This window comes from Pseudomonas sp. B21-054 (assembly GCF_026016345.1).
Taxonomy (GTDB): Bacteria; Pseudomonadota; Gammaproteobacteria; order Pseudomonadales; family Pseudomonadaceae; genus Aquipseudomonas.
The window spans coordinates 2018287-2040288 of record NZ_CP087204.1; the positions used below are offsets into that span (position 1 = coordinate 2018287).

The following is a 22002-nucleotide window of genomic DNA, read 5'->3' on the forward strand; positions in this document are numbered from 1 at the left end:
GACGCAAAATTCAGGCGCGCCGCCAATCTCTTTGTGGGAGCGAGCTTGCTCGCGATAGCGGGGGGCAATCGACATCAATGTTGAAATGTGCCGCCGTCCCGGCGAGCACACTCCCACAGGGGAAAGTCAGAGGCTGTCTTGCAAGTGGCTGCGCAATTGTTGCAGGTCCTGTTGCAGCTTTTTCAACTGCTCCAGGGTCTGGCCGCTGGCGGCGAGGATGCATTGGGGGATGTCGCGGGCCTTTTCATGCAGGGCACGGCCCTGTTCGGTGAGTTCGACAATCACCACGCGTTCGTCTTCACGGCTGCGGGTGCGGCTCAACAGGCCTTCGACCTCAAGCCGTTTGAGCAGCGGGGTCAGCGAGCCGGGGTCGGTGAGCAGGCGGGTGCTGATTTCCCCGACGGTCAAACCGTCTTTCTCCCACAGCACCATCATCGCCAGGTACTGCGGATAAGTCAGGCCCAAGGCTTGCAGCAATGGCTTATAGACTTTAGTCATCATCAGCGACGTGGAGTGCAAGGCGAAGCAGACCTGGTTGTCGAGCAGCAGGGCTTCGCAGGGTTCGGGGGTGTTACGCGGGGTGCTCATGGCAAAACCTTCAGATCAATGATCGTACGAATTTAGCGGGCGAGCCTTTAATGCGCCAGATAATTCTGACGATCTGTCAGATGCTGCGTTTCCTCGCTGGCGCCGACTGCGTAGGATATGCGTCCTGGAGAGGGGAGTCGTCTGTGATCGAATTTGTGATGTTTCTGGTGTTCGGTGCCGTGTTGGGCACCCTGGGGGGATTATTCGGGATCGGCGGTGGGCTGATTGCAATTCCGGTGCTGGGCGTCTGGTTCGGTCTCGACCAGCAACTGGCTCAAGGTACGGCCCTGGTCATGGTGGTGCCCAACGTGATGCTCGCGTTGTGGCGCTATCACCAGCGCAATCGCATCGAATTGCGCCATGTCCTGCCGCTGGCGTCCATGGGTTTTTGCTTTGCCTGGCTTGGCTCGATCTGGGCCGTCGGCATCGATGCGCAAAGCATGCGGATCGGCTTCGTGGCGTTCCTGATTGCGCTGACGGTCTACAACCTTGTCCGGATGTTCGCCGCCACCACGCCAGCCTCGGCGCAAATGCGCTATGGCTGGCCATGGCTCGGCGTGCTGGGGGCGGCGTCGGGGACCATGGGCGGTCTGTTCGGCGTCGGCGGGGCCGTTGTCGCGACGCCGATCCTGACCAGCGTGTTCGGCACCACCCAGGTGGTGGCTCAAGGGTTGTCCCTGGCGTTGGCCTTGCCCAGTACCGGCGTGACCCTCGCCACCTATGCGTTACACCATGAGGTGGACTGGGGGATCGGCCTGCCGCTGGCCGTCGGTGGCCTGCTGAGCATCAGTTGGGGGGTGAAAGTCGCCCACGCCCTGCCGGAGCGACTGCTGCACGGGCTGTTCTGCGGTTTCCTGGTGCTGTGCGCGGTGCTGCTCGCCCTTAAAGTTTGAAACCTTCGACGATGTGCTCGGCCAGGCATTCGGTAATCGGCGACGGGTTGTGCAGGTTGCGGATCAGCATGATGCTGGCCTCGGGCAGTTCCGGCAGGTCCTCGGCCTCGCCCAGTACGCGCATGTCCGGGGGCAGCAGGCTCTCCAGCTGCGCGGTGATCGCCAGGCCCGCGCCAACCACCGCCATGAGCGCCGACAGGCTGGAGCTGTTGTACGCCACGCGATAATCGCGACCCATGGCATCCAGCGCATTGCAAGCCCATTGCCGACAGAAGCAGTCACTGTTGAACATCGCCAGCGGCAGCGGTGTTTTTTCGTGGACGTTGAAGCACGCGGCCTCGGCCCAGACAAAACGTTCCTTGCGCAGCAACTGGCCGATTTCGTCTCCCGGCTTGCGGGTGACGATGGACAGGTCCAGGTCCTGGCGCTGCAGCAACTGCTTGGATGATTCGCAGTGCACTTCAATTTCGATCAGGGGATAGAACTGGGCGAAACGCTGCAGGATCCCCGGCAGGAAGCGCATCACATAATCGTCTGGCGTGCCGATGCGCACCGTGCCGACCATGTGCGGTTCGCGCAGGGTATTGAACACTTCGCTGTGGAGCTTGAGGATCCGCCGGGCGTAACCCAGCAATACCTGGCCTTCGGCGGTGAGCTTGACCTGGCGCCCGTCACGCTCGAACAGCCGCCGCTGCAATACATCTTCTTCCAGCCGCTTCATCTGCATGCTGACGGCAGACTGGGTGCGATTGACCAATTCCCCGGCACGAGTGAAACCGCCCTGGTCGGCGATGGCGACAAAGGTCCGCAGCACTTCGGTATCGATGCTCGGGTAACTCGACAATTGATCAATCTCCGAGATGTATTGCATAAGAAACATTCGTTGGATTGATCTTAGCGTTAGCGCGAGACTTGAGCCATCCCCAACGGAGGACATCACGATGAAAGGTCAAAAAGGTTATCTACTGATAGACAAACTCTCCCATGGCTTCTCGATCAGCGCCCTGTTGCACAAGTTTAGCCGCTGGTACGAATTGCACCATGAACGCGAATTGCTCGCCGGAATGAGCGACGAGGCGCTCAAGGACATTGGCGTCAGTCGTGCCGACGTGGAACAGGAAGTGGTTCGGCCATTCTGGGATGACCCAATGCACAAATGAGCCATCCTTCCCTACACAAACCCCTTATTGGTGAGGTAGGTTGCGAGCAGACAAGGAGATCTCCATGCCCGCGACTGTGTCCTTTACCCTCAAACAGGCCCGGCGTCTGGCGTTGGCCGCCCAAGGATTCGATGGGCGTTCATCGCCAGCTTCGGTGCAACCCTCGCGCCTCAACCGCCTGATCGAACGCCTCGGCGTCCTGCAGATCGACTCAGTCAATGCTTTGGTGCGCTCGCATTATCTCCCGCTGTTTTCCCGTCTCGGTCACTACAGTCCAGATTTGCTCGATCAAGCGGCCTGGAGCCAAGGACGACGTCGCACGTTGTTCGAATATTGGGGCCATGAAGCGTCGCTGCTGCCGATGTCCATGTATCCGCTGATGCGCTGGCGGATGATTCGGGCGTCCCGTGGCGAAGGTATTTATCAACAGTTGGCGCGTTTCGGTCATGAACGCCAGGATGTCATTCGCCGTGTCCTCGCTTCGGTCCGGGAGCAGGGCGCCCTCGGTGCCGGCAGCTTGTCCACGCGCCAGGAGAAGGCCGGGCCCTGGTGGGACTGGAGCGCCGAAAAGCATGCGCTGGAATGGCTGTTCGCCGCCGGCGAAGTCACCGTGGCGGGGCGGCGCGGGTTCGAGCGGCTCTACGACCTGCCGGAGCGGGTATTCCCAGCCTCGGTCCTGCAACAGCCCCTGCCAGACGAGGCCCAGGCCCAGCGCGCCTTATTGCTGCATGCCGCCGAGGCCTTGGGCGTCGCGACCGAGAAGGACCTGCGCGACTACTTTCGCCTGGGGCCGGCCGACAGCCGTGGACGGCTGGCCGAATTGGAAGAGGCCGGCGAACTATTGCGCTGTGAGGTGCAGGGCTGGAAGCAACCGGCCTGGTGCCGACCCGCGGCGAAGATTCCTCGCAAAGTAGCGGCCAGCGCCTTGTTGTCGCCGTTCGATTCGCTGGTCTGGGAGCGCAGCCGCACCGAGCGGTTGTTCGATTTCCGCTATCGGCTGGAAATCTACACCCCTGTCCACAAGCGGGTGTATGGCTATTACGTATTGCCTTTCCTGCACAATGAACGCATCGCCGCTCGGGTGGACCTGCGGGCGGAGCGGGCCCTGGGGCGATTGGCGGTGCATGCGGTGCACGAGGAGGAGCCAGGGCTGGACGAGGAGGGCGTGCAGGCCTTGGCGATTAACCTGCGGCGCATGGCCGACTGGCTGGGCTTGGAGCGGGTTCAGCTGAATTGTCAGCGGGTGGGTGGGGTGCGGTTGGCGGTGGCATTGGCCCAGATCGGTGGTGACTGAGCAGGCCCTATCGCGAGCAAGCTCGCTCCCACATTGGATCTGCTGTGAACACAAAACCTGTGGTCACCCGGGACCCCTTGTGGGAGCGAGCTTGCTCGCGATAGCCGTCTAACCGGCGAAGAAGAACCTACCGCCGAACCTGCTTCAACGTCTCGGCAATCAAGAACGCCAGCTCCAGCGACTGATCGGCATTCATCCGCGGGTCGCAGTGGGTGTGATAACGGTCCGACAGTCCATCCTCGGTGATCGGTCGCGCGCCGCCGATGCATTCGGTGACGTTTTGCCCGGTCATTTCGATGTGAATCCCGCCGGCATAGGTACCTTCGGCTTCGTGGACCTGGAAGAACTGCTTCACTTCGCCGAGGATCTGCGCGAAATCCCGGGTCTTGTAGCCGCTGCTGGCCTTGATGGTGTTGCCGTGCATCGGGTCGGAGCTCCACAGCACTTGCTTGCCTTCACGCTGCACGGCGCGCAACAGCGGCGGCAGGTGATCGCCGACCTTGTTCGCGCCCATTCGCGCGATCAGGTTCAGCCGGCCCGGATCGTTGTTTGGGTTGAGCACGTCGATCAGGCGGATCAGGTCGTCAGGGTCCATGCTTGGCCCTACCTTGACCCCGATCGGGTTGTTCACACCGCGCAGGAATTCGACATGAGCACCGTCCAGTTGACGGGTGCGGTCGCCGATCCACAGCATGTGGGCCGAGCAGTCGTAGTAATCGTTGGTCAGGCTGTCACGGCGCACGAAGGCTTCTTCGTAATTGAGCAGCAGCGCTTCGTGGGCGGTGAAGAAACTGGTTTCGCGCAGTTGCGGCGAGCTGTCCATGCCGCAGGCGCGCATGAATGCCAGGGTTTCGTCGATGCGGTCGGCCAGGTGGCTGTATTTTTCCGCCAGGGCCGAGTTGGCGATGAAGTCCAGGTTCCACTTGTGCACCTGGTGCAGATCGGCGAAACCGCCCTGGGCAAAGGCGCGCAGCAGGTTCAAGGTGGCGGTGGACTGGTGATAGGACTGCAACAACCGCTCCGGGTCCGGTACGCGGCTTTTTTCGTCGAAACCGATACCGTTGACGATGTCGCCGCGGTAGGCCGGCAGGGTCACGCCGTCGATGGTTTCGTCGTTGGCCGAGCGCGGTTTGGCGAACTGTCCGGCCATGCGCCCGACCTTGACCACCGGGCAGCCGGCGGCAAAGGTCATGACGATCGCCATCTGCAAGAGCACCTTGAAGGTGTCGCGGATCTTGGCCGCCGAGAACTCGGCAAAGCTTTCGGCGCAATCGCCGCCTTGCAGCAGGAACGCCCGGCCCTGGGTGACCTCGGCGAACTGACGGCGCAACTCCCGGGCTTCACCGGCAAACACCAGGGGTGGATAGCTGGCCAGGGTCTGCTCTACCCGCAACAGGTGCGTCGCGTCGGGGTAACGGGGTTGTTGCTGGATCGGCAGGGCGCGCCAGCTGTCAGGGCTCCAGGGTTGGCTCATCATGATCTCTAGGTGATTTACGCTCGGACGGCCATGTTATCAGCAAATTAGTACGTGACCTGTTCCGGTTGCTTCGCGGACAATCGCGCCTTTGTCCCGTATCCGCAGGCTCATGCCGGCACGGCAACCATCAGGAGATGAAATGACAGAGGAGCGCGTCGAGCATTTGCTCGCCGAGGTGCACGACGAGTTCGGCATGATTCGCGTATTCGAAGTGGCCGATTACCGGTTTCTGGAGTTTGGCGATGCCATCGAGCAAAGCTGCGTGTTCACAGCCGATCCGAGCTGGCTCGAATATGACTACACCCGCGCCATGCTCATCGGTGCGTTGTGTCACGAGCAGCCGGAAAGCGCGCTGTTCCTGGGGCTGGGTGCCGGTACGCTGACCCAGGCCTGCCTCAAGTTCCTGCCGCTGGAAGACGTCGAGGCCATCGAACTGCGCCCCGATGTTCCGCGCCTGGCCATCGAATACCTGGGGCTGGACGACGATCCGCGACTGTACATCCGCGTCGGCGATGCCCTGGAGCTGCTTGAGACCGCCGAGCCGGCGGACCTGATTTTCGTCGACCTTTATACCGATGTAGGCCCTGGCGTCGGGCACCTGGCCTGGGGCTTCCTGGAAAACTGCCAGAAGCGCCTCAACCCGGGCGGCTGGCTGGTGATCAACCAATGGGCCACCGATGACGGCAAACCATTGGGCGCGGCGCTGTTGCGCGGCTTGTACCACCGACACTATTGGGAACTGCCGGTGAAAGAGGGCAATGTGATCCTGATCGTGCCGGCAGATCTGGACCAGATGCTGGACATGGAAAGCCTGGTCGCCCGGGCCGAAGGGCTGGCGCCGCGGTTGGGTTATTCGTTGCAGTCGTTGATCAAGGCGATCCGGCCTGCGACCTGACACAAATCAGAGCACCGCGAAGATCCTGTGGCGAGGGGATTTATCCCCGCTGGGGCGCGCAGCGGCCCTATCGAGGCTCAGTCATTCGCAAATGTCTCAGATAAGTCGGGGGCTGCTTCGCAGCCCAGCGGGGATAAATCCCCTCGCCACAATGAAGTTCGTGTCGTCTGGGGGTGAACCGTTTTAGCTGGCTGTCCCAAGGCCCTCTGACAGCGAGCTCCGTACTGGGGCTCTGCGATAAAAAAAGCTCCCTTTTCGGGCGAATTCCGGTATAGTGCGCGCCGGCCTTTAGCCGGGCCGCGTCAAGGTAGCGCAATTCTCCGAAGTCAGCTTCGGCTGCATGTCCGCACAACGGATGCTTCCGCGACGTTCTTTTTCATTCATTCGTTTTCGCAAATCCCCGCCGACAAAGCAGCCAGGGCGACTCTTGAGTCTCAACACGGCACGCGCAGCTTTGGAGCATGGGTCTTTGCGGATGCACTTAGAGGCAGACCCATGACCCAGGAAACCGGCGGCTTCGCCGCTTTTAATCTCAATCCGAACATTCTTGCAGCTGTCATTGCGACCGGCTACGAAGAACCTTCGGCTATTCAGCAGCAATCGATCCCGATCATCATGGCCGGCCACGACATGATTGGTCAGGCGCAAACCGGTACGGGTAAAACCGCCGCGTTCGCCCTGCCGATCCTGCATCGCATCGATCCTGCCAAGCGCGAGCCGCAAGCCCTGATCCTGGCGCCAACCCGTGAGTTGGCGCTGCAAGTAGCCACCGCTTTCGAAACCTACGCCAAGCAAATGCCTGGCGTTACCGTTGTGGCCGTTTACGGCGGCGCCCCGATGGGCCCACAACTGAAAGCCATCCGTAATGGCGCGCAGATCGTTGTCGCCACTCCGGGTCGTCTGTGCGACCACCTGCGTCGTGACGAGAAAGTCCTGGCGACCGTGAACCACCTGGTTCTCGACGAAGCCGATGAAATGCTCAAGCTGGGTTTCATGGATGACCTGGAAGTCATCTTCAAGGCCCTGCCAGCCACCCGTCAGACCGTATTGTTCTCGGCTACCCTGCCGCAGTCGATCCGTGCCATTGCCGAACGCCATCTGCGCGATCCGCAACACGTGAAGATCCAGACCAAGACCCAGACCGTCACCGCGATCGAGCAGGCTCACCTGCTGGTTCACGCCGACCAGAAGACCTCGGCTGTACTGAGCCTGTTGGAAGTCGAGGATTTCGACGCCCTGATCATGTTCGTACGGACCAAGCAAGCGACCCTGGACCTGGCCAGTGCCCTGGAAGCCAAAGGCTACAAAGCCGCTGCGCTGAACGGTGACATTGCCCAGAACCAACGCGAGCGCGTCATCGAGTCCCTCAAGGATGGCCGCCTGGACATCGTCGTGGCAACCGACGTCGCCGCCCGTGGCCTGGATGTTCCGCGCATCACCCACGTGTTCAACGTGGACATGCCGTACGATCCAGAGTCCTACGTTCACCGCATCGGCCGTACTGGCCGTGCCGGTCGCGAAGGTCGTGCCCTGCTGCTGGTCACCCCGCGTGAACGCCGCATGCTGCAAGTGATCGAGCGTGTAACCGGTCAGAAAGTAGCTGAAGTTCGCCTGCCGGATGCCCAGGCCGTTCTCGACGCCCGCATCAAGAAACTGACCAACAGCCTGTCGCCGCTGGTAGCTGACGCCGAATCGACCCACGGTGATCTGCTGGATCGCCTGACTGCCGACATCGGTTGCACCCCGCGTGCCCTGGCCGCTGCTCTGCTGCGCAAGGCCACCAATGGCCAGGCGCTGACCCTGGCTGCGATCGAGAAGGAGCGTCCACTGGTGCCGAACAGCGCACCACGTGGTGACCGTCCTGAACGTACCGGTGATCGTCCTGACCGTGGTGATCGTGAACGTCGTGCACCGATCCCGCTGGCCGAAGGCCGTGCCCGCTGCCGTACCGCGCTGGGTGCCCGTGACGGTATCGCCGCCAAGAACCTGCTGGGGGCCATCCTCAACGAAGGCGGTCTGGCGCGTGAAGCCATCGGTCGCATCCAGGTGCGTGACAGCTTCAGCCTGGTGGAACTGCCGGAAGATGGTCTGGAGCGTCTGCTGACCAAACTGAAGGACACTCGCGTAGCCGGCAAGCAGCTCAAGCTGCGTCGCTATCGCGAAGATTGATCGGCTCTCGGGCTGATTGATCGAACATAAAAAATCCCCGACTGGTTCGGGGATTTTTTATGCCTGGTGTTTGGTGTGCCTTCAGGGGGAGTGGGTGGAGGCCAATCGCGAGCAAGCTCGCTCCCACAGGGGGTTTGTGAACACCGAAATCCAATGTGGGAGCGAGCTTGCTCGCGATTGGATCGCCTCGGTGCCCCTCAGTCAAACCGATAAATGTCCATCCCCAACGTCCCCATCGTGAACCCTTGGTGAGCCACGCTGAATTGCCCACCGGCACCCCGAGCAAAATACAGCGGCAACAAATGCTCATCGCTGGGGTGGCTGCGCACGGCGTTCGGTGCCTGGCGACGGTAATCATGCAACGCAGCCTCATCGTTGGCCGCCAGCTTCTCAACGATCCAGTCGCGAAAGGCCTTCGCCCAGGGCTCGATGCTTTCCGGGCCGGCATTCCAATCCAGGTCGCGCAGGTTGTGAGTAATGCTGCCAGAGCCGATCAGCAAGACATCCTGCTGGCGCAGGCTCGCCAGGGCCCGGCCAACCTGTGTCTGCAACGCGGGTCCCTGGCGGCTGGGCAGGGAGACTTGTACCACCGGGATGTCGGCCTCGGGGTACATCAAGGACAGTGGTACCCAGACGCCGTGGTCGGAGAGTCGCTGGTTGTCGAGGCGTGCCGGCAGATGTACGGCATCGAGCATGCCTGCTACTTGCGCGGCCAGTTGCGGATCGCCCGGCGCAGGGTACTGCACCTCATACAGTGCCGGCGGAAAGCCGCCGAAATCGTGCCAGGTGCGCGGTTGCGGGTTCGCACTGACCAGCAGTTCATTGCTTTCCCAGTGGGCGGACACGATGACGATGGCTTTGGGCCGGGGCAGTTGGGCGGCGAGAAGGGCCAGTGCCGGGCCACTGTCGCCGGGTTCCAGGGCCAGCATCGGTGAGCCATGGGAAATAAACAGGCTGGGCAGCATGAACGGACTCCTGAGCGTTAAGATGGTGTCATCTTCCGCCAGGTCAATGATCTAAATCTAATATAAGTTTTAGCCCGTTTTGATCGATTTTTTGGAGCGAATCATGGAGCCGGAGTTTTGGCATAAGCGGTGGTCATCGAATCAGATCGGCTTTCACTTGCCAGAAGTGAACCCCTATCTGCAACGTTTCTGGCCGCAACTGGGATTGGCGCAGGGCAGTCGAGTACTGGTGCCCCTGTGCGGGAAAACCCTGGATCTGTTGTGGCTCGCCCATCAGGGATATTCGGTGCTGGGCGTGGAGCTGTCGGAAAAAGCCACTGTCGATTTTTTCCTCGAGCATCAGCTTGAGCCTCGCGTGAGTGAAGAGGGGGCTTTCAAAGTGTTCCGGGCCGGTGGCATTGAGATTCGCTGTGGCGATTTCTTTGCCTTGGGTGCGCAGGAGGTGGCCGGTTGCACTGCGTTGTACGACCGCGCGGCATTGATTGCCTTGCCTGTGTCGATGCGGGAGCGGTATGCGGCCCATCTGCAGAACATCCTGCCGGAGTGCGTGGGGCTGTTGATTACCCTGGATTACGATCAGGCACAAATGCCCGGGCCACCGTTTTCCGTCGGGGATGACGAAGTGCGGCGGCTGCTGGGGGATGCCTGGCGGCTGGAGGTCTTGCAGGAGCAGGATGTGCTGGGTGAAAGCTGGAAGTTCTTGCAGGCTGGCGTGACGCGGCTGGATGAGCGGGCGTATCGGATTTCCAAGGGGGGAAGGGGGCCAGCCCTTTACTGAGGGGGACGTGTGTATATCCGAGCAGAGCAAAAGCAGGAGCAGGAGACGTCCAGCATCTATGTGGCTGAACCACCGCTATCGCGAGCAAGCTCGCTCCCACATGGATTCGCGGGTGTTCACAGCATCTGTACACGACACAAAAACCTGTGGGAGCGAGCTGCTCGCGATGAGGCCAGTCCATTCAACATCTTCATCGACAGTGACATCGCCTTCGCGAGCAAGCCCGCTCCCACAGGGGAAACGCGATCCCCATCAAGAACCAGGTCGGCTATCAGGCCGCCTCGCAGTGGACGTTGATCTCGGCGCCCCATTAACCACGCTGGCCGAACGCAGGCATTGCGCAGTGAGCAACCCGGCATGGATGCCGGGTTAGCCGCGCTGGGCCATGGATGGCCCTTCGCGGCGGCCCACGGAGCAATGCCTGCGTTCGGGCATGCCGAGCCCTAGCGAGGCACCGAGTGGTGGGCATGAGCGTTTTGCTTACTTTTGCGCTTCTCAAAAGTGAGCCGCTGTAAAAGCGGAACCGCCAGCGGCCGTTACCGCAGAAACGGATATACACACGAACTAAAAAGCCCACCCATAAAGACCCATAAAGACCCATAAAGACCTGCCCCAAAAAAAACGGCGCCTCCACCTCAGGAAGAAGCACCGTTTTTTCTTAGAGTGAACCGCTTTGCTGCAGGTCTAAAAAGCCTGAACGATTAGCCGCGACGACGCAGTGCGTCGATACGCTCTTCCAGCGGCGGGTGGCTCATGAACATGCGCGCCAGGCCTTGTTTGATACCACCGTTGATGCCAAAGGCATTCAGGGTGTCGGGCATGTGGACGGGCAAGCCTTGCTCGGCGCGAAGGCGTTGTAGGGCGCCGATCATGGCGCTGGTGCCCGCCAGGCGTGCACCGGCGTCGTCGGCGCGGAACTCGCGTTTGCGCGAGAACCACATGACGATGGCGCTGGCGAGGATGCCCAGGACCAGTTCGGCAAAGATGGTCGCCACGTAGTAGGCGATACCCTGGCCCTCTTCGTTCTTGAAGATCACCTTGTCTACGAAATTGCCGATGATGCGGGCAAAGAACATCACGAAGGTGTTCACCACGCCCTGAATCAACGCCAGGGTCACCATGTCGCCGTTGGCGACGTGGCCGATCTCGTGGGCCAGCACGGCCTTGACTTCATCGGGTGAAAACCGCTCGAGCAGACCCTGGCTGACCGCGACCAGTGCGTCGTTCTTGTTCCAGCCGGTGGCGAAGGCGTTGGCCTCGTAGGCCGGGAAAATCCCGACTTCCGGCATTTTGATACCGGCTTCGCGAGACAACTGCTCGACGGTTTGCAGCAGCCATTGTTCATGGCGAGTGCGCGGCTGGCTGATGATCTGGGTGCTGGTGCTCATCTTCGCCATCCACTTGGAGATGAACAGCGAGAACAGGGAACCGGCGAAACCGAACACCGCACAGAAGATCAGCAGCTGATTGAGGTTGAGGTCAACCCCATTGGCCGCCATGAACCCGTTGAAGCCAAAAAGGCTCAGGGTGATGCTGGCAATCAGCACGACCGCCAGGTTAGTGGCCAAAAACAGCAGGATGCGCATCATGGTTGTAGAAATCTCCTCATGCTAAAAATGTAGCGTCATGCGGGGTATATAAGGTGCTGCCGCAGGCTATTCAACTCACTGACTATTTCAAACTGTGTCCTACAGGCGTCCTAAATGATTGAAAGACTTTTCTGAAAGTGACCGTGGAAAAGAAATGTGCTGCCTGTACCCCGTGAACGTTGAGCCCGGGTGTCCGTCGGCTGGTCAGCCCCTAGTGTAGAGGGCCGGCCGAAACCAGTGGCATGGATATGTTGCTGAATCAAACAGCGTGCGAGGCGAGGACTCCTCGCACGCGGTGAGGCTTATTGACGGTAGGACTTGAGGAAGTTGCCGATCCGACCGATGGCCTGGTCGAGGTCATCGACCCGCGGCAGGGTCACGACGCGGAAGTGATCCGGCCACGGCCAGTTGAACGCCGTGCCCTGGACCACCAGCAGCTTCTCGGACAGCAGCAGGTCGAGTACGAATTTTTCATCGTTGTGGATTGGGCAAACCTTGGGGTCGATGCGTGGGAAGGCATACAGCGCACCCATCGGCTTGACGCAACTGACGCCGGGAATGTCGTTGAGCAGTTCCCAGGTACGGTTGCGTTGTTCCAGCAGGCGCCCCTGGGGCAGGACCAGGTCGTTGATGCTCTGGTAGCCGCCCAGTGCCGTCTGGATCGCATGTTGGCTCGGGACGTTGGCACACAGGCGCATGTTGGCCAGCATGTCGATGCCTTCGATATAGCTCTGGGCGTGATGCTTGGGTCCGGTAATGACGATCCAGCCGGAGCGGAAACCGGCGACCCGATAGGATTTGGACAGGCCGTTGAAAGTCAGGCACAGCAAGTCCGGTGCCAGGGAGGCGGTGCAGATGTGCACGGCATCGTCGTAGAGGATCTTGTCGTAGATCTCGTCGGAAAACACCACCAGGTTGTGCTGGCGGGCCAGTTCCAGCATGCCCAGCAGCACTTCCCTGGAGTACACCGCGCCGGTCGGGTTGTTCGGGTTGATGATCACCAGCGCCTTGGTATTGGGCGTGATCTTGGCCTTGATATCCGCCAGGTCAGGGAACCAGTTGGCCTGCTCGTCGCACAGGTAATGCACCGGGTTACCGCCGGACAGGCTTACGGCGGCGGTCCACAATGGGTAGTCCGGCGCCGGCACCAGCACTTCATCGCCGTTGTTGAGCAGGGCCTGCATCGACATCACGATCAGCTCGGAGACGCCGTTACCCAGGTAAATGTCTTCGATGCCGACACCTTCGACCTGCTTCTGCTGGTAGTACTGCATCACGGCCTTGCGGGCGCTGAACAGGCCCTTGGAGTCGCTGTAGCCCTGGGCGGTCGGCAGGTTGCGGATGACGTCCTGGAGGATTTCATCGGGCGCTTCGAAACCAAAGGGTGCCGGGTTGCCGATGTTCAGCTTGAGGATGCGATGGCCTTCCTCTTCCAGGCGTTTGGCGTGCTTGAGCACCGGGCCGCGAATGTCGTAGCAGACGTTGGCGAGCTTGTTCGATTTGCTGACCTGCATGGTGATGTGTTCCCGAAAATGAACGATCCAGGCGGCGTATGAACTACCGTACTGGGGATCCTGCGTCTGTGCCCAGGCCCGACGCGGTAAATGCGTGACAATCCGTTTGAATGCGCATGATGTGGCTGCCAGACTGGCGCCTGACGAGGCGCAATCATACGTGCCGCCCGATCTGCGGAAAAGCGTCGGATCGGGCTTTTTCAATTGCCGAGGTAGGACGATGGAAAAGTTGGAAAAAACCCTTGAAGAATGGCGCGCCATGCTCGACCCGGAACAGTACAACGTCTGCCGGTTGAAGGGCACCGAACGGCCATTCTCCGGTAAATACAACGCCACCAAGACCGACGGTGTGTACCACTGCATCTGCTGCAACGAGCCGCTGTTCGATTCGCAGACCAAATTCGATTCCGGCTGTGGCTGGCCGAGTTTCTACGCGCCGATCGAGGGCAGCGCGGTGGTGGAGGTGCGGGATGTCAGCCACGGCATGATCCGCACCGAAGTGGTCTGCGCCAAATGCGACGCCCACCTGGGCCACGTCTTCCCTGACGGCCCGCCGCCCACGGGCCTGCGTTACTGCATCAACTCGGTGTGCCTGGACCTCGTGGCCCGCGAGTGAATTGAACACAGTCCTTTGTGGAGAGGGGATTTATCCCCGCTGGTCTGCGCAGCAGCCCCAAGAACCGTAACTTCGGTGTCTCAGGCTGATCGCTTTCAGCCTTTTGGGGTCGCTGCGCAACCCAGCGGGGATAAATCCCCTCGCCACAGCTCTGTGTTTGGCTGCAACTCATCGATGCCAATACCGGTTTCGATAATTAAATTGCACACAATTGAATCGCTCGCTATCTTCTCCGCCTGACCCCATACCTTCGGAGCCTCGCCATGAGCGACAACCTGCTGAGCATCCCGTGCACCACCATCAAGGGCGAGCAAAAGACCCTCGCCGATTTCGCCGGCAAGGCGGTGCTGGTGGTCAATACCGCCAGCCAGTGCGGGTTCACCCCGCAATACAAGGGCCTCGAGGCGTTGTGGCAGGCCTATAAGGACCAAGGCCTGGTGGTGCTGGGCTTTCCTTGCAATCAGTTCGGCAAGCAGGAGCCGGGCAACGAAGGCGCGATCAGCGAGTTCTGTGAACTGAACTTCGGTGTGAGTTTTCCACTGTTCAAGAAAATCGAAGTCAACGGTGCCAACGCCCATCCCTTGTTTGTCCAACTGAAGCAACGGGCGCCTGGCGTGCTGGGCTCCAAAGGGATCAAGTGGAATTTCACCAAGTTCCTGATCGGCAAGGACGGTCAGGTGGTCAAGCGTTTTGCCCCGACGACTAAACCCCAGGACCTGACCGGCGAGATTGAAGCGCTGCTCAAATGAATGATCTGTCAGTCGATTCGCTGAAGCTCGACAGCCAGTTGTGCTTCAAGCTGTACGCCGCATCCCGGGCGGTGATCCGTGGCTACAAGCCGATGTTGGATCAGCTCGGCCTGACCTACCCGCAGTACCTCGCGATGCTGGTGCTGTGGGAGTGGCAGGTGAACGCTCCGGAACAACCCACGGTCAAGGCCCTGGGCGAACGGCTGCTGTTGGATTCGGGCACGCTGACGCCGCTGCTCAAGCGCCTGGAACAACTGGACCTGGTCCAGCGCCAGCGTTCGGCCCGCGACGAGCGGGAGGTGCACTTGAGTCTGTCGGCGACAGGTCGGGCCTTGCGTGAGCAGGTCGGCCCGCTCAAGGCTCGCCTGTTGTGCGACAGCGGGGTCGATCTGGACCGCCTGGCGAGTTTGCGCGACGGCCTCGATCATCTGCTGGGGCAGATCAAAGCGCTGACGTAGTAGGAACCCACTGATCCAGCAGCGCCGCCAACTCTTCGCGGCGGAACGGCTTGGACAAGTAATCGCTCATGCCGGCCGCCCGGCAGCGCTCGCGTTCCTCGGGCATGGCGTTGGCCGTCAGCGCGACAATCGGCAGATCCGGCCAGCGCCCGCTTCGGCGAATCTGCCGGCTGGCTTCGTATCCGTCCATCACCGGCATGTTGCAGTCCATCAGCACCAGGTCGAAAACCTGTTGTTCAAGCTGATCCAGGGCCTCGGCGCCATGGCCCGCGACGATGACTTCGCAGCCCAGCTTGACCAGCATGCCCTTGGCCACCAGTTGGTTGACTGGATTATCCTCCACCAGCAACACCCGTCCGCGCTTGGACGGCGCCCGGGCCTCGATCTGCTCGTCATTGATGGTGGTTGCCTCGCTTTGCAGGGCGCGTCGCAGGATCTGGTACAGCGCATGGCGTGCCAGCGGTCGAGCCTGCTGTAACAGGGGCGTGAGGGCAGCGGCCTCTTCGCTGGGCATGAAACTGCCATAGGCGGTCACCAACAGGATCGGAGCGTCGAAGGTTGGCCGCAGGGTGAACAGGCATTCCGGGCAATCAGTGATCAGAATATCCGGCTTGAGCCCCAGCAGCCTGTCATCCACGGAGCGCCTCACGTAGTCGAGCCCCCAGACCGGCAGCAACATTTCCAGCAACTCGGCCAGGCCACTGCTGGCGGAGGTAATGGCGACGACGTTACCGCGCAGGGGTTCGACAGGCGCCGCAGGGGTATGACAGGGCAGGGGCAGATTGGCGCAGAACTGGCTGCCGAAGCCGGCTTCGGAACTGATGGTCAACCGACCCTGCATGGCTTCGCAGAGGTTGTAGGTCAGCGCCAGGCCCAGCCCGGTGCCACCAAACTGGCGGGTAATACCCGCGCCTGCCTGGGTGAATGGCTGCAAAATTCTCGCTTGGGCCTCTTGGGGGATACCGATGCCTGTGTCGCAGACCTCGATCCGCACACCGCCGTCGTGGTGGCTCAATTTCACATCGACCCGGCCGAAGCGCGTGAACTTCAGTGCGTTGGACAGCAGGTTGCTGACAATCTGCCGCACCCGGGTCGGGTCGCCAAGGATCTGCGCCGGGAACTGCGGGTCGATCAGGCAGGCCAGCTCGACGCTGGGGGCGGCGTTCTGGGACAGCAGGTTGGCGGTATCCTCGACCAGGGCGCCGAGGTCGAACGGGATGCGCTCGAGTTCCAATTGGCCGGCGTCGAATTTCGACAGGTCGAGGATATCGTTGAGCAGTTCGACCAGGACCTTGCCCGAGTCATGGGCAATCGATAGCTGTTGCTGTTGTTCGGCCGTCAGGGGGCCGTCCAGGGACAGGGCGATCATTCCCAGCAGGCCGTTGAGTGGCGTGCGGATCTCATGGCTCATGTTGGCCAGGAAGGCAGAGCGGGCTTCGGCCATGTCCAGCGCCGTGCGCCGGGCCACCTCCAGCTCTTCGTTGGATTGGCTGAGGCGGGCGTTGATGGCCTTGAGTTCGGCGGTGCGTGCCGAGACGATGTTTTCCAGTTGCGCCAGGTATTCGGTCAGACGGTTTTCGGCCGTGCGCCGCTGCTGGATTTCGGTGGAGATATTGTCGAACTGCTGGTTGGCGACCGACACCAGTACACCGATTTCATCGGACTGGTGGCCGGCAGGGCATTCCAGGCGGTTCTGTTCGTGGTTGCTCGGGTCGCGACTGCTCAGCTCGCGAATGACCCGGACCAGGGGCTTGGTCAGCATCACATAGAACAACGCCAGCAGCAGGCCGGTCAGGATCAGGCTGCGGGCAAAACCGTTGAGCAGCGTGACCTCGGCGCGGCGCAGGAAGCGGCTGCCGAACGCGTAGGTGTCGACGTCCAGCCGCAACAGGCCCAAGGATTCGCCGGGCAAGTGGTCCAGGTAGAGTCGGTCTTCGAACTGGCGCTGGGCGCCGAACAGGAAGTCACTGATGAACCGGTAACTGCTTTGCAACTCTGGCCGTTTGACGCTGGCCAGCACGGTATTGTTATTGTCGATCAGCTCGGCACCGATGATGGCCGGTGAACGCAACAGGCCCATGGACAGCTCCTGGGCGAGTTCGGAGTCGATGTTGTAGGCGATGCGCGAGGCCGGGTTGTGGCTGATTTCCAGCAACGACAGGATTTCACGGTTGATCGAGGCGTCTTCGCTGGCATAATCGATGCCTATCTGCATCAGGCTGAGCAACGTGCCCAGCACGAAGCCCACCAGGACGGTCAGTCGGGCCTGTTTATAGGACAACCGTTGGGTGAATCTGATGTCCATGGAGTGATGAACCACTTACGTTTCCCTTCGCCGGTCAAGCATAGCTGATCATCTCTGAATACCGGTGCTGCCGGTGTGTGTTGTGTGGGATAGACCCGCCATTGGCTACGACGTTTCGTCGCATTGGCGCCATCATTACTGTGAACCTGTCCGAGGAGAAGACGTGGATTCCCGATTGAATGCTTTTCTTGAGCGCGCCGATGCCGTGCTGGCGCGTATCGAACCCTTGCTGCCCGCGCCCCGGCTGGCGATCGATTGGACCCAGACCCTGGCCGCGCGCTGGCAGCGGGACGGGCGTAGCGGTTATCTGCTGCCGCTTCAGGTCAGCCTCGACATGCGCCTGTCGGACCTGATTGGCGTGGATCGCCAGGTCGAACAATTGGGTCGCAACACCCGACAGTTCATCGACGGCATGCCCGCCAACCATGCGCTGCTCTGGGGTTCGCGGGGCACCGGCAAATCGTCCCTGGTGCGTGCGTTGCTGGCCGAGCACGCCCAGCATGGCCTGCGGCTGATCGAGATCGAGCGCGACCACCTGGCCGATCTGCCCCGGGTGGTCGAGCAGATCGCGAAACTGCCACAGCGCTTCGTGGTGTTCTGCGATGACTTGTCGTTCGAGTCGGGTGAAGGAGATTACCGCGTGCTCAAAAGCGTGTTGGATGGTTCGCTCGAGCAGGCGCCGGACAACGTGCTGTTGTACGCCACCTCCAACCGCCGCCATCTGGTGCCGGAGAAGGAAAGTGACAACGAAAACTGGAAACGTGTCGACGGCGAGCTTCACCCCAGCGAAGCCGTGGAGGACAAAATCGCCTTGTCCGACCGTTTCGGGCTGTGGCTGTCGTTTTATCCGTTTACCCAGGAGCATTTCCTCAACGTGGTGGAGCACTGGATCGGCGAGCTGGCGGCCAAGGCCGGGCTGGCCTGGCAGCGCGACGAGGCGCTGGACATCCAGGCGGTGCGCTGGGCCACCGGACGCGGCAACCGCAACGGGCGTTGCGCTTATCAGTTTGCCCGTTATTGGGTGGGCCTGAAACTGTTGGAGCACAAGGCATGATCGATTTGCAGAATACGGGAGCAGGCCTCGACGGCTACGGCTTGTTATCGGCACAGCTTGAATCCTTGCTGGCCGATGAGCGTGATTTCATTGCCAATGCCGCGCAATTTTCGGCGTTCCTGTTCAGTCAGCTGGACGACTTGAACTGGGCTGGTTTTTACCTCAATCGCAACGAAGAACTGGTGCTGGGACCGTTCCAGGGCCAGATTGCCTGCGTACGGATTCCCTTCGGCCGCGGTGTGTGCGGTACCGCTGCGGCGACCCGCCAGACCCAGCGTGTCGAAGATGTCCATGCCTTCGCCGGCCACATCGCCTGCGACAGCGCCTCGAACAGCGAGCTGGTGGTGCCACTGGTCAAGGACGGACGCCTGATCGGCGTGCTCGACCTGGACAGCCCGAAACTGGCGCGCTTTACCGAGCATGACCAGGCCGGCATTGAACAGTTGGCAGCGATCTTCCTGCGCCTGACGGATTGCTGATCATGCCTTCAGCCCCGCCTTGACCCGCAGGCTGTCCGGGTCGACGTCGTCGATCTGCTGCGGGTCGAGGAACTGGCTGGCGTAATCGAGGTAGATCTGTTCATCGATGAACAACCCGAACAGTTCGGGATCGATGTGGGCGTCACGGCACATGGTGGCCATGATGCCCAGGGCTTCGCTCAGGGTCTTCGCTTTCTTGTAGGGGCGGTCGGCCGCCGTCAGCGCTTCGAAAATGTCGGCAATCGCCATCATGCGGGCCGGCAGGCTCATCTCCTCGCGCTTGAGCCGCTTGGGGTAGCCGCTGCCGTCCATCTTCTCGTGATGACCGCCGGCGATCTCTGCCACATTGTTCAGGTGGCTGGGGAAGGGCAACTGGCTGAGCATCAGGATTGTCTGCACCATGTGATGATTGATGACATAGCGTTCCTCACGGGTCAGCGTGCCTCGGGTAATGCTCAGGTTGTAGAGTTCGCCACGGTTGTATTTCCATGGCGGCACATCGAGCTGGAAGCCCCACGGGTTGTCCGTCGGGATCAGCTCGGCGGCGTGCCGTTCCAGCAGGTGCTCGGGCTTGTCCGCCAACAACGGCTCGGTGACCGGGAGGGTTGGCTTGGGCGTGCGCGCCTGGCGCCGATTTTCTTCCCAGGACACCCCGAGGCGATCATCGAGGGTCCGGGTCCATCGGCGCTGAGCGATGTGCTGCAAGCGTTGCAGATCGGCGTCGGCCATGGCTTCGGAGCCCAGATTGCAGCGGGCGACAAAGGCAAAATCCTCATCGAGGCTGGCCAATGCCGCGTCGCGCCGCTGGGCCAGCGCTGACGGTTCACCCCCCGTCGCCACGGCCTGCCAGTAGTCGACCCAGGCGTCGCGTTTGAGCACTTCGAAGCGGGTGCGGATTTCGTGAATCCGATCGTTCAGGGTTTCCAGTTTGGTGGCTTTATCCACCACGTACTCCGGCGTGGTGACCTTGCCACAATCGTGCAGCCAGGCCGCAATGTGCAGCGCTTCCCATTCATCTTCCGTCGGTCGGTAGGCCTGGAACGCCGGCGCCTGGCTGGCGGCGGCAGCCTGGGCGAGCATCAGCGTCAGGGCCGGTACCCGTTGGCAATGGCCACCGGTGTAGGGGCTCTTGGCATCGATCGCACCGGCCAGCAGTTGGATGAACGAGTCCAGCAGTTGCTTTTGCCGGGCTTGCAGGCGTTGGCTTTCGATGCTCACGGTGGCGACACCGGACACTGCCTGCAGAAAGGCGATGCGGTCTGGTTGCAGTTTTTCCAGGTCGGCTTCGGTGCCGCTGTCGGCGATCAGCAGTACCAGTACGCCGATGGTTTCCTGATGGCGATTGCGCAGGCGAATGCCGATCAGATGAACCCGTGGAGCGTCCAGTGCCAGCAGGACGCTCCGCAGGTCGGCGGCCTGCTCGAAGCCCAGTGAGGTCACGAGGTTTTCCGAGGTGGCCAGTGGCTGGAGCCATGGCGGGCTGTCGTCAGTGTCAAGCCCATAGCCTTTCAGCTCGAAGGCCTTGAGGTCACGAGGGGCTCCATCGATCACCAGCCCGTACGGCTTGACCCGATCCTCGTCGTTTTCGCGCAGGTAGATCAGGCCGGCCTGGGCCTGGGCGATTTTTACGGTCTCGAACAGCACGTGTTCCAGCAGGGGAGCGAAGCGGGTTTCGGCGCGCAGGCTGGCGGTGATTTCAAAGAAGCTTGCCAAGGTTTCTTTCATTCGCGCCATCGAGACGCTCAACTGATCGACCTCCAGCACAGGGGAGCGACGCGACACCGGGTAGTTGAAATCAAAGCTGCGAATGGCATCGGCCTCCTGCACCAGCGCATGCAGGGGCTTGACCAGGATCCTGGAGGTCAGCCAACCCAGGGGCAGGCACAGCAGCAAGGTGGCGAGGGTGATGAGCGCGCCTTGCCAGCGCAGGCGATAGGCATCGGCCAGCAACTCGTCTTCAGGGACCAGCAACGCCAGTTCCAGACCCCGCGGCCCGCCTTCCTGCATGTGGCTGCGAGACACGATCCACTGGCGTCCGAGCGCCGTCAGACGTGGGGTGCCAGTGTTGTCGTCGAGCGCGGCGGCGATGGCCGGGCTGAGGTCACGGGCCTTGATCAGGCGAGCCGACTGGATGTCGGCAATCAGCCGGTCGCTGTCGGGGTAGCCCACCGCGTTGCCTTCGGGGTCGAGCAGCACGATCTCGGTGCCGGCGGTCACTTTGTGCTTGGCCAGGGTTTGGGACAGGGCCGCCAGGGTCAGGTCGGCACCGATGACCGCCCCCTCGCCGCTGCGCCGGGCCAGGGTGGTGCCGATATGGCGGGTAGAAAAAAACACATAGGGTTCGGTGGTGATCTGGCCTGTGTTGTTCAGTGCGCTGCGAAACCAGCTGCGACTGCGCGGATCGTAGGATTCGTCGGCAATGTCATGGCGATTGATGAGCACCAGGGCCTCGTCGTAAAACAACGACTGGGAGCGGACCGGACCTTCGTTGTTCGCCCGCTCCACGGTCCAGACCTGATAGGCCGCGTTGGCCGGCGCTTTCAGGGTCGCTTTCAGGTCGGCGGTGCGCAGTGGCCGGACCATCAGAAAGTTGCCGTTGCTGTCGCCCAGGTACAGCGACGCCAGGTTCGGGTTGTCCCGTAGCGCCTGGCTGAAGGGCACGAGCAAGGCCAGGCGTTGGGCCATATGGGGCGAGCGAGTCGCCGGGTAGTCGGCCAGCAGGCCCAACAGATGGCGGATCGGTTCGTAGGTGTCGTACAAATCCAGGCGCACATCCTGCTCGATGCGGTTGAACAGCTTTTCGCTGCTGGACAGGATGATTTGCGTGGTTTGTCGGTAATTGAAAATGCCCAGCACCACACCCGTCAGCAGCAGAAGCAGGGTAAACATCAGGCTGATGTGGACATGCAGGGGAAACCGGCGTTTTTCCGGACGCGGTGCGCTGGGCATTGCAGTCACTCCAAGTGATAGAGGGCGTTCTCAATCAGTTTCTCCAGTGCGGTGGGGCAACTGATTGAGA

At 61.3% G+C, this 22002-nt stretch carries 19 protein-coding genes; 11 read left to right on the plus strand and 8 right to left on the minus strand.

Annotated elements, in window-relative coordinates:
• Positions 1-126: 126 nt before the first annotated feature.
• Positions 127-588: a MarR family winged helix-turn-helix transcriptional regulator gene (locus LOY70_RS09015; protein WP_123342062.1), complete on the minus strand. Its 462-nt coding sequence runs from the start codon at positions 586-588 to the stop codon at positions 127-129.
• A gap of 143 nt (positions 589-731) precedes the next feature.
• On the opposite strand from LOY70_RS09015, the gene LOY70_RS09020 reads away from it, so the two are divergent.
• Positions 732-1481 carry a sulfite exporter TauE/SafE family protein gene (locus LOY70_RS09020; RefSeq protein ID WP_265035630.1) on the plus strand — a complete coding sequence of 250 codons (750 nt, stop codon included), beginning with the start codon at positions 732-734 and terminating at the stop codon, positions 1479-1481.
• On the opposite strand, the gene LOY70_RS09025 is transcribed toward LOY70_RS09020, so the two are convergent.
• A complete protein-coding gene (locus tag LOY70_RS09025; protein ID WP_025212621.1) occupies positions 1471-2325 on the minus strand; it encodes a LysR substrate-binding domain-containing protein in 855 nt (284 codons plus the stop codon). The genes LOY70_RS09020 and LOY70_RS09025 overlap by 11 nt on opposite strands.
• A 97-nt stretch (positions 2326-2422) precedes the next feature.
• On the opposite strand from LOY70_RS09025, the gene LOY70_RS09030 reads away from it, so the two are divergent.
• Entirely contained in the window at positions 2423-2641 is a 219-nt protein-coding gene (locus LOY70_RS09030; protein WP_053120494.1) for a DUF1127 domain-containing protein, read from the plus strand.
• A gap of 64 nt (positions 2642-2705) precedes the next feature.
• The gene (locus LOY70_RS09035; protein ID WP_265035635.1) at positions 2706-3935 is read left to right on the plus strand and encodes a winged helix-turn-helix domain-containing protein; all 1230 of its coding nucleotides are present in this window, start codon (positions 2706-2708) and stop codon (positions 3933-3935) included.
• A 127-nt stretch (positions 3936-4062) separates the two neighbouring features.
• Here the strand turns inward: LOY70_RS09035 and LOY70_RS09040 are convergent, their stop codons facing one another.
• A complete protein-coding gene (locus LOY70_RS09040; protein WP_265035637.1) occupies positions 4063-5409 on the minus strand; it encodes a class II 3-deoxy-7-phosphoheptulonate synthase in 1347 nt (448 codons plus the stop codon).
• A 142-nt stretch (positions 5410-5551) separates the two neighbouring features.
• Here LOY70_RS09040 and LOY70_RS09045 point away from each other — a divergent pair, with 142 nt between their 5' ends.
• The gene (locus LOY70_RS09045; RefSeq protein WP_265035639.1) at positions 5552-6307 is read left to right on the plus strand and encodes a spermidine synthase; all 756 of its coding nucleotides are present in this window, start codon (positions 5552-5554) and stop codon (positions 6305-6307) included.
• Positions 6308-6802: 495 nt separating this feature from the next.
• Positions 6803-8476, plus strand: coding sequence for a DEAD/DEAH box helicase (locus tag LOY70_RS09050; protein ID WP_123414533.1), 1674 nt, complete (start codon positions 6803-6805; stop codon positions 8474-8476).
• Positions 8477-8673: 197 nt separating this feature from the next.
• Here LOY70_RS09050 and LOY70_RS09055 read toward each other — a convergent pair whose 3' ends face one another.
• Entirely contained in the window at positions 8674-9441 is a 768-nt protein-coding gene (locus LOY70_RS09055; protein WP_265035641.1) for a DODA-type extradiol aromatic ring-opening family dioxygenase, read from the minus strand.
• Between the two features lie 103 nt (positions 9442-9544).
• Between LOY70_RS09055 and LOY70_RS09060 the strand changes: the two genes are divergently transcribed.
• On the plus strand, positions 9545-10219 hold the full coding sequence (locus tag LOY70_RS09060; RefSeq protein ID WP_265035643.1) for a thiopurine S-methyltransferase: 675 nt from the start codon (positions 9545-9547) through the stop codon (positions 10217-10219).
• Positions 10220-10920: 701 nt separating this feature from the next.
• Here LOY70_RS09060 and htpX read toward each other — a convergent pair.
• Together htpX and LOY70_RS09070 are read right to left on the minus strand one after the other, a co-directional pair.
• Positions 10921-11808 (minus strand): protease HtpX, encoded by an 888-nt coding sequence (htpX, locus tag LOY70_RS09065; protein ID WP_003199411.1) that lies wholly within the window; start codon positions 11806-11808, stop codon positions 10921-10923.
• Positions 11809-12110: 302 nt separating this feature from the next.
• Entirely contained in the window at positions 12111-13322 is a 1212-nt protein-coding gene (locus tag LOY70_RS09070; RefSeq protein ID WP_025212629.1) for a pyridoxal phosphate-dependent aminotransferase, read from the minus strand.
• 220 nt (positions 13323-13542) lie between these two features.
• Between LOY70_RS09070 and msrB the strand changes: the two genes are divergently transcribed.
• The 3 genes from msrB to LOY70_RS09085 all read left to right on the plus strand — a co-directional run bounded on the left by msrB (position 13543) and on the right by LOY70_RS09085 (position 15145).
• Positions 13543-13938 (plus strand): peptide-methionine (R)-S-oxide reductase MsrB, encoded by a 396-nt coding sequence (msrB, locus tag LOY70_RS09075; protein WP_265035647.1) that lies wholly within the window; start codon positions 13543-13545, stop codon positions 13936-13938.
• A 263-nt stretch (positions 13939-14201) separates the two neighbouring features.
• On the plus strand, positions 14202-14687 hold the full coding sequence (locus LOY70_RS09080; protein WP_265035649.1) for a glutathione peroxidase: 486 nt from the start codon (positions 14202-14204) through the stop codon (positions 14685-14687).
• The gene (locus LOY70_RS09085; protein ID WP_265035651.1) at positions 14684-15145 is read left to right on the plus strand and encodes a MarR family winged helix-turn-helix transcriptional regulator; all 462 of its coding nucleotides are present in this window, start codon (positions 14684-14686) and stop codon (positions 15143-15145) included. Before LOY70_RS09080 ends, LOY70_RS09085 begins: the two co-directional genes overlap by 4 nt.
• Here LOY70_RS09085 and LOY70_RS09090 read toward each other — a convergent pair.
• Positions 15129-17450, minus strand: a complete 2322-nt coding sequence (locus LOY70_RS09090; RefSeq protein ID WP_265035653.1) for a response regulator — start codon at positions 17448-17450, stop codon at positions 15129-15131. The two genes, LOY70_RS09085 and LOY70_RS09090, sit on opposite strands and share 17 nt — an antisense overlap.
• Positions 17451-17613: 163 nt before the next feature.
• Between LOY70_RS09090 and LOY70_RS09095 the strand changes: the two genes are divergently transcribed.
• Both LOY70_RS09095 and LOY70_RS09100 read left to right on the plus strand, forming a co-directional pair.
• Positions 17614-18504: an ATP-binding protein gene (locus tag LOY70_RS09095; protein WP_123342049.1), complete on the plus strand. Its 891-nt coding sequence runs from the start codon at positions 17614-17616 to the stop codon at positions 18502-18504.
• Entirely contained in the window at positions 18501-18983 is a 483-nt protein-coding gene (locus LOY70_RS09100; RefSeq protein ID WP_025212634.1) for a GAF domain-containing protein, read from the plus strand. Before LOY70_RS09095 ends, LOY70_RS09100 begins: the two co-directional genes overlap by 4 nt.
• On the opposite strand, the gene LOY70_RS09105 is transcribed toward LOY70_RS09100, so the two are convergent.
• The gene (locus LOY70_RS09105) at positions 18984-21932 is read right to left on the minus strand and encodes an HD domain-containing phosphohydrolase (protein ID WP_265035657.1); all 2949 of its coding nucleotides are present in this window, start codon (positions 21930-21932) and stop codon (positions 18984-18986) included.
• Positions 21933-22002: the final 70 nt, after the last annotated feature.

Bases quoted from the DNA above. Each gene is read 5' to 3' on its own strand.
- LOY70_RS09015 (WP_123342062.1), bottom strand. From the start codon at position 588: ATGAGCACCCCGCGTAACACCCCCGAACCCTGCGAAGCCCTGCTGCTC.
- LOY70_RS09030 (WP_053120494.1), top strand. From the start codon at position 2,423: ATGAAAGGTCAAAAAGGTTATCTACTGATAGACAAACTCTCCCATGGC.
- LOY70_RS09035 (WP_265035635.1), top strand. From the start codon at position 2,706: ATGCCCGCGACTGTGTCCTTTACCCTCAAACAGGCCCGGCGTCTGGCG.
- LOY70_RS09040 (WP_265035637.1), bottom strand. From the start codon at position 5,409: ATGAGCCAACCCTGGAGCCCTGACAGCTGGCGCGCCCTGCCGATCCAG.
- LOY70_RS09045 (WP_265035639.1), top strand. From the start codon at position 5,552: ATGACAGAGGAGCGCGTCGAGCATTTGCTCGCCGAGGTGCACGACGAG.
- LOY70_RS09050 (WP_123414533.1), top strand. From the start codon at position 6,803: ATGACCCAGGAAACCGGCGGCTTCGCCGCTTTTAATCTCAATCCGAAC.
- LOY70_RS09055 (WP_265035641.1), bottom strand. From the start codon at position 9,441: ATGCTGCCCAGCCTGTTTATTTCCCATGGCTCACCGATGCTGGCCCTG.
- LOY70_RS09060 (WP_265035643.1), top strand. From the start codon at position 9,545: ATGGAGCCGGAGTTTTGGCATAAGCGGTGGTCATCGAATCAGATCGGC.
- htpX (WP_003199411.1), bottom strand. From the start codon at position 11,808: ATGATGCGCATCCTGCTGTTTTTGGCCACTAACCTGGCGGTCGTGCTG.
- LOY70_RS09070 (WP_025212629.1), bottom strand. From the start codon at position 13,322: ATGCAGGTCAGCAAATCGAACAAGCTCGCCAACGTCTGCTACGACATT.
- msrB (WP_265035647.1), top strand. From the start codon at position 13,543: ATGGAAAAGTTGGAAAAAACCCTTGAAGAATGGCGCGCCATGCTCGAC.
- LOY70_RS09080 (WP_265035649.1), top strand. From the start codon at position 14,202: ATGAGCGACAACCTGCTGAGCATCCCGTGCACCACCATCAAGGGCGAG.
- LOY70_RS09085 (WP_265035651.1), top strand. From the start codon at position 14,684: ATGAATGATCTGTCAGTCGATTCGCTGAAGCTCGACAGCCAGTTGTGC.
- LOY70_RS09090 (WP_265035653.1), bottom strand. From the start codon at position 17,450: ATGGACATCAGATTCACCCAACGGTTGTCCTATAAACAGGCCCGACTG.
- LOY70_RS09100 (WP_025212634.1), top strand. From the start codon at position 18,501: ATGATCGATTTGCAGAATACGGGAGCAGGCCTCGACGGCTACGGCTTG.
- LOY70_RS09105 (WP_265035657.1), bottom strand. From the start codon at position 21,932: ATGCCCAGCGCACCGCGTCCGGAAAAACGCCGGTTTCCCCTGCATGTC.